Raw genomic sequence first — 6,529 nt, forward strand, 5'->3', positions numbered from 1 at the left:
GCACCTGCCCCTCGGCGTGCGCGTGGTCGGCGTGAGCTGTCAGCCCGGAACGGAGCCGAGGCGGCGGCAGATCGGCGAGCTGACCCTGCTGACCATCGGCGACCTCGGCCAGCTTCCCGCTGCCCTTCGGCGGGTGAACACCTGATGACCGCACCTGCACCCGCTCCCACTCGCCGCACCGGGCGCTCCGCGCAGACGATCGGCCAGCGCTCGGCCCTCGACACCGTTCTCGACTGCGCCGCCATCGCCGCCCTGCTCGCTGTCGCCGTCGTCGGCTTCGGCCCCGCGTTCGGCGGAACCGGCTACCTCGTCGCCGGCCTTGGCGCCCTGCTGCTGGGCCTCGCAATCGCGCTGATCGGCGCCCGGCTGCGCGCGAACATCCTGATGCTCTCGGCCGCCACCCTGCTGGTCTACATGATCTTCGGCGGGCCGCTCGCCGTGCCCACGACCACGCTCTTCGGCGTGGTTCCGAGCCTCGAGACCATCCGCGCGCTGGTTCTCGGCGTCGTCTTCTCGTGGAAAGACGTGCTCACCCTCGAGACCCCCGTCGGCGGCTTCGCGTCGGTGCTGATCGTTCCCTATCTCGCGACCCTCGTCGCAGCCGTTCTCGCCTTCAGCCTCGCGCTGCGCCTGCGTCGCGCCGCCTGGGCACTGCTGCCTGCCGGCGTGCTCTTCGTGGTGGCCATCGCGTTCGGCACGCGGGATGCGGCCGCGCCGATCGTGCAGGGGCTCGTCTTCGCGGGCATTGCGCTCGCGTGGTGGGCGTGGCGGCGCAGCCAGGATCGTGCCCGTCGCATCGCCGCCACCACCCTCGACAGCGCCTCCGGCGCGCAGGCTCCGGATGCGGGCCTCGCCCGCACGCGGCTGGCCCTCGGCGCCGGGCTGCTCGTCGTCGCCCTGGGCGTCGGGTTCGCGACCGGCGGACTGCTCGCCCCGGTCAGCGCCCGCGAGGTGCTGCGCGACGCGATCGTTCCTCCCCTCGACCTGCACGACTACGCGAGCCCGCTCGTCGGCTTTCGCAAGTATGTGCGCGACGAGAAAGAAGACGTGCTCTTCACCGTGAAGGGCCTTCCCGAGGGCGCGCGCATGCGACTCGCGACGCTGGATGCCTACGACGGCGTGGTCTACAACGTGGCGGGCGACGGCACGGCCGGCTCGGGCACGTTCACGCGGGTGAGCGGCGACATCCCGAGCGACGAGAAGGGCGACAGGGCGACCCTCGACGTGACCATCGGCGACCTGACCGGCGTGTGGATCCCCGACGCCGGCTACCTCGACTCTTTCCGCTTCACGGGAGATCGCGCCGACGAGCTCGCCGGCAGCCTGCACTACAACCGCACCACCGGCGTCGCGATCTCGACGATCCCCCTGGCGGAGGGCGACAGCTACTCGATGGATGTCGTGATTCCGAAGGTGCTCACTGACGAGCAGCTCGAGAGCCACGGTCTGCAGTCGCTGTCGATGCCGAAGGCGGCGGGCGTTCCCGAAGACGTGGCGCCGCTCGCGACCACCTACATCGGAGACGCCGATCGCCCGCTGACCCAGGTGCGCAACCTGGCGACCTCGCTGAGCCAGGAGGGCTTCTTCAGCCACGGACTCGAGGGCGAGGCCACGTCGCGCGCCGGCCACGGAGCCGAGCGCATCTCGACGCTGCTGGGCGCCGACCAGATGATCGGCGACGACGAGCAGTATGCGGTCGCCATGGCGCTGATGGCGCGCTCGGCCGGCATGCCCGCGCGCGTGGTGATGGGCTTCTACCCCGACGAGTACGCGGGGGCAGGCGCCGAGCAGCAGATCACCGGCGACCAGCTGCACGCCTGGGTCGAGGTCGCGTTCGACGACGCGGGCTGGGTGGCCTTCGATCCGACTCCCCCGAAAGACCAGGTTCCGCAAGAAGAGGCGCCGAAGCCCAAGTCCGACCCCAAGGCCCAGGTGCTGCAGCCGCCGCCCCCGCCGCAGGAGCCGGCAGACCTTCCGCCCGACATCCGCACCGACGACACCGATCAAGACGACGAGCCCGAGTCGAACGCTCTGCTCACGACCGTGCTGATCGCGTCCGGAAGCCTGCTGGCGCTGATCATCGTGCTGCTGACACCCGTGGTGGTGATCGGGGCGTTGAAGGCGCGCCGCCGCACAGGGCGGCAGAACGCCGTGCGCCCCGCCGACCGGCTGAGCGGTGGCTGGGACGAGATCGTCGACCGCGCCGACGACCTCGGCACCCCTGTGGGCCGTGGTGTGACGCGTCGTGCGGATGCTGCGGTGATCGCCGAGGCCTGGCCTGCACTGCCGGTCGGCGCCGTCGCAGTGCGCGCTGACCATGGCGTCTTCGGCCCGGGCGAGCCGTCGCCGCAGGAGGTCGACGCCTTCTGGGCCGAAGTGAACGCTATCGTCAGGGGAATGCACGATTCGCGCGGCTGGTGGAAACGCCTGCGCGCGCGGGTGTCATTGCGCGCATACATCGGCAGGCGCCTGGAGAGTCGACGCAGACGAAGGAGGGCACGGTCGTGACGAATTCCGCGCAGCAGCAGGGCGCGGGGCAGATGATGCCGTGCGTGCGCTGCGGATCGCCCGTTCCCCGCAGCTCGCAGTTCTGCCTCGCGTGCGGAACTCCGACCTCGACTCGCAGCCAGGCCGCGGCTCCGGGCTATGCCGGCGTGCCCGTGCAGGCCGCCTGGCAGCCCACCCCGGTGAACGCCCCCATTCTGCTCTCGAGCATCGTGCCCGCGAACTACGGGCGACGGGTCGGGGCTTTTCTCATCGACGGCGCGTTCGGCGGTGTTCTCACGACGATCATTGCGCTGCCCATCCTCTGGATCGTGGCCGCGTCGGTCGCCCCGAGAAGCGGCGCGGTCGACGTTTCGGGGCTTCCGTCGGCACTGATCACGCTCGCGAGCGGGTTGTATCCGCTCGCGATGCTGGTGCTGCAGGCCTTCACCGGCTTCTCGCTCGGCAAGCGCATTATGGGCCTGCGCATCGTCAAGGTCGACAGCCTCATTCGTGCGGGCATCGGCCGGATGCTGCTGCGCGGCGTGATCATCGGAGCCTCGAACATCGTGGTCGGCATCGGCCCGCTGCTCGTGTACCTGTCGCCGCTGTGGGACCCGACCAAGCGGCTGCGCGGCTGGCACGACCGTCTGTCGGGCACCTGGGTTCTCGACGTGACGAAGGGGCCGAATCCGCTGGCGAAGAACGCCGGAGAGATCGTCGACGACGTTCCTGCGGTGGAGAAGACGCGGCGGCCGACGGCGGCCGCGGTCCCGGATGCGCCTGTCACGCCGATCGCGCAGGCTCCCGTTGTGCAGTTGCTCTCGCAGGCGCCGGATGCGTTCTCTGCTGCGCCCGCACCTGCACCCGCCGCGCCGGCCGGGCCGATCGAGGCGATCCCGAGCTTCGATCCGCTGCCGCCCTTCGGCGGGGAAGACCTCGACGGAACGAAGCTCAGCAACTCTGTGCCCGCGCAGGCACTGCCGACCGGAACCGTGACGTTGCTGTTCGACACCGGAGAGAGCCACGTGATCGCGGGCCACGGCGTGCTCGGCCGCGACCCCGTGTCGCCCTACGGCGCTCCGGGCGACCAGCTCGTGCAGGTCGCGGGCGACACCCGCTCCATCTCGAAGACGCACCTCGAATTCGAGGTGCAGCCCGGAACCATCTGGGTGACCGATCGGCGCTCGACCAACGGCTCGGCCCTCGTTCGGGCCGACGGCGTCGAATCGCCGATCGTGCCCGGGCAGCGCATGACGCTGCAGAGCGGCGACCGCGTGCGCATCGGAACGCGCGTCTTCACCCTCACGGTGGCCCCGTGAGCCCGCCGCCGGCCGTCGGCGCATCCACGATCGTGCTGCGCTCGGGCGCCGCGACCCATCGCGGGCTGAAGCGCGCCACGAATGAGGACGCGTACCTGGCGTCATCGCCGGTGTTCCTGGTGGCCGACGGCATGGGCGGACACGAGGCGGGTGAGCGGGCGAGTGCGATCGTCGTCGAGTCGTTCGACGGCCTCACCGGGCGACCCACCGTCGATCCTGCGGAGGTGCGCGCCGCCTTCGACCGCGCCTACCGCTCGATCGCCGAGCTCAGCACGGGAGGTCGCCGCCGCGCCGGAACCACGGTGTCGGGCGTGGCCGTCGTCGACAGCGAGGGGACGGCCGTGTGGTTGGTCTTCAACCTCGGCGACTCGCGCACCTACCGCCTCAACGCCGGCGTGCTCGAGCAGATCAGCATCGACCACTCCGTGGTTCAGGAACTGCTCGACGGGGGCGGCATCGATGCCGCCGCAGCGCTCGTGCATCCAGCGCGCAACGTGATCACGCGCGCGCTCGGGGCCGGCGGCGACTACCGTCCTGATTTCTGGCTCGTGCCGATCGAGCCCGGTGACCGCATGTTCATCTGCTCCGACGGAATCTCGGGTGAGATCGACACGGAGTCGATCGCACGAATACTCTCGAGTGAGAAAGATCCCCAGGTGGCGGCCGACAGGCTGGTGCGTGAGGGCATGGCCCGGGGGGGCCACGACAACCTCACGGCGGTCGTGGTCGACGCGTCGCTTCCCCCCGCGGCGCCGGATGCGGCCCTGCCCGACGACACCATCCCCCGCGGATCCGTGCCCACAGAAGGAGCCGTGCGATGACCCGCCTCAACTACCAGCCCGGGCAGTGGCGCGGAGTCGTGGCGCCCGGCGCCGTCGCCCTCTTTCCGGCCAGCCTCGACGGAGAGCTGCTCGAACGCGTCTGGCGAACCCTCGACGGGGGCAATGGGCTGAGCGGCGTGCTCGAGGCGCTCACCGCCGAGTTCGGAACGAACCTCAGGGCCATTCCTCCGTTCGCCGTCGCCGTTGCGTCGGGTTCCGAACTGCGCCTGGCCGTGCGCGGGGCGTTCCGCATCGACGTGTCGCAGCCCGGCGCATCCGAGCCCGTGACCGTGACGGGTGACGAGGTCACCACCTGGAACGAGCGCGTGGTCGCGGCCGCCGAGGGATTCGTCGTGAGCTGCGACGGCGCCGACGACTCCGACTGGTTCGCCATCCGCAGCGGCATCGTGCTGTGCGGCGCGGTGTCGTTCCGCATGGCCGGCCAGGCGGGCGCGGCGGCTATGAGCGTGCCGGTCGTGGCCGTGGATGCGACGCCCGTGCCGGCACTGCCGGCCGAGACCATCATTCCGGATGCACCTGCTGTCGTTGCGGCGCCCGACCCCGACGACACCGTCGATGACGTGGTTCCGATTGAGGCAGACGACTTCGGCCCGACGGTCACCGAGCTTCCCGACGACGCCTACGACCACCTCTGGGGTGCCACCGTCGTGAAGTCGGTCGAAGAGGCCGCCGTGCGGCTCGACGACGAGTCCGTGGATGACGAGCAGGCGTCGTCAGCTCCCTCGCCGGCTCCCTCGGTTGCCGTCGCTGCTCCGCCGGCCGCCCCGGCGCCCGCCCCCGCGGCGGCGTTCACTCCCCTCGAGACGCCGCGCGTGTCGTCGAAGGAGTGGACCGCTCCGCCGCCCACGGGGCTCATCGATCGCGTTCCCGGATTCGCCGGAGTCGGCGCTGCCGCCACGAACTGGAATGATCCGTCCACTCCACCTGCATCGTCGACCCCGAGCGCGGCAGCGAGCGAGAGCGACCACGACGGCCTCACGGTCACGGTCTCCGAACTCGAGGCGATGCGTCGGCTGGAGTCTGCCGACGAGGCCTCGACGGCCGCCGGCCCCGGCCGCATCGTGCTCGCCTCGGGAGACGTCGTCTCGCTCGATCGCCCCGTGATCGTGGGTCGCCGGCCCCGCCCGCAACGTGTTCAGGGCGACGTGCTTCCTCACCTCGTCACCGTTTCGAGCCCCGAGCAAGACGTCTCGCGCAGCCACCTCGAGGTGCGAGTCGAGGGCAGGCACGTGCTCGTCGTCGACCTCGACACGACCAACGGCTCGGTACTGCATCGCGCAGCAACCCCACCGCTGCGGCTGTCGCCGGGCGAGGCTGTTCTCGTGCTGAACGGCGACATCGTCGACATCGGCGACGGCGTCACGCTGCTCTTCGAGGACCTGCCGTGAACGCGCGTCGGCCACCGTCCGCCCCGCCCGAGATCGCCGGGTTCACGCACGAGCAGCTGCTCGGCTCCGGCGGATTCGCCGACGTCTTTCTCTACGAGCAGCGGATGCCGCGGCGCCGGGTGGCCATCAAGGTTCTGCTCAGCGAGGCGCTCACCGAGGGCGCGCGAGAGAACTTCGACGCCGAGGCGAACCTCATGGCGCAGCTCTCTACGCATCCGTCGATCGTCACCATCTACCAGGCCGACATCGCGCCCGACGGCCGGCCGTACCTGGTCATGGAGTACTGCTCCCGGCCCAACCTCGCCGCGCGCTACCGGCGGGAGAAGATCAGCGTGGCCGAAGCGCTGCGCATCGGAATCCAGGTGGCGGGCGCCGTCGAGACCGCCCATCGGGCCGGCATCCTGCACCGCGACATCAAACCGGCCAATATTCTCACCACGGAATACAACCGCCCGGCGCTGACAGACTTCGGCATCTCGGTGACCATGGTCGG

The 6,529-nt window shown here is 70.7% G+C and carries 5 protein-coding genes; all 5 read left to right on the forward strand.

Features of this window, described 5'->3' with window-relative positions:
* The first annotated feature begins 144 nt into the window (after positions 1-144).
* Positions 145-2,508 (forward strand): transglutaminaseTgpA domain-containing protein, encoded by a 2,364-nt coding sequence (locus ACE5CZ_RS02455; RefSeq protein WP_374945776.1) that lies wholly within the window; start codon positions 145-147, stop codon positions 2,506-2,508.
* Positions 2,505-3,806 carry an RDD family protein gene (locus ACE5CZ_RS02460; RefSeq protein ID WP_374945777.1) on the forward strand — a complete coding sequence of 434 codons (1,302 nt, stop codon included), beginning with the start codon at positions 2,505-2,507 and terminating at the stop codon, positions 3,804-3,806. Before ACE5CZ_RS02455 ends, ACE5CZ_RS02460 begins: the two co-directional genes overlap by 4 nt.
* On the forward strand, positions 3,803-4,627 hold the full coding sequence (locus tag ACE5CZ_RS02465) for a PP2C family protein-serine/threonine phosphatase (RefSeq protein WP_374945778.1): 825 nt from the start codon (positions 3,803-3,805) through the stop codon (positions 4,625-4,627). The genes ACE5CZ_RS02460 and ACE5CZ_RS02465 overlap by 4 nt, the downstream gene beginning before the upstream one ends.
* Positions 4,624-6,036, forward strand: coding sequence for an FHA domain-containing protein (locus ACE5CZ_RS02470; protein ID WP_374945779.1), 1,413 nt, complete (start codon positions 4,624-4,626; stop codon positions 6,034-6,036). The genes ACE5CZ_RS02465 and ACE5CZ_RS02470 overlap by 4 nt, the downstream gene beginning before the upstream one ends.
* Positions 6,033-6,529, forward strand: a 497-nt coding sequence (locus tag ACE5CZ_RS02475) for a serine/threonine-protein kinase (RefSeq protein ID WP_374945780.1), incomplete at its 3' end; no start/stop codon positions are given. The genes ACE5CZ_RS02470 and ACE5CZ_RS02475, both read left to right, overlap by 4 nt.

It is taken from the genome of Agreia sp., from assembly GCF_964263775.1.
Taxonomy (GTDB): Bacteria; Actinomycetota; Actinomycetes; order Actinomycetales; family Microbacteriaceae; genus Agreia.

Coding starts and splice junctions, on each gene's coding strand:
- ACE5CZ_RS02455 (WP_374945776.1), top strand. CDS start 145: ATGACCGCACCTGCACCCGCTCCCACTCGCCGCACCGGGCGCTCCGCG.
- ACE5CZ_RS02470 (WP_374945779.1), top strand. CDS start 4,624: ATGACCCGCCTCAACTACCAGCCCGGGCAGTGGCGCGGAGTCGTGGCG.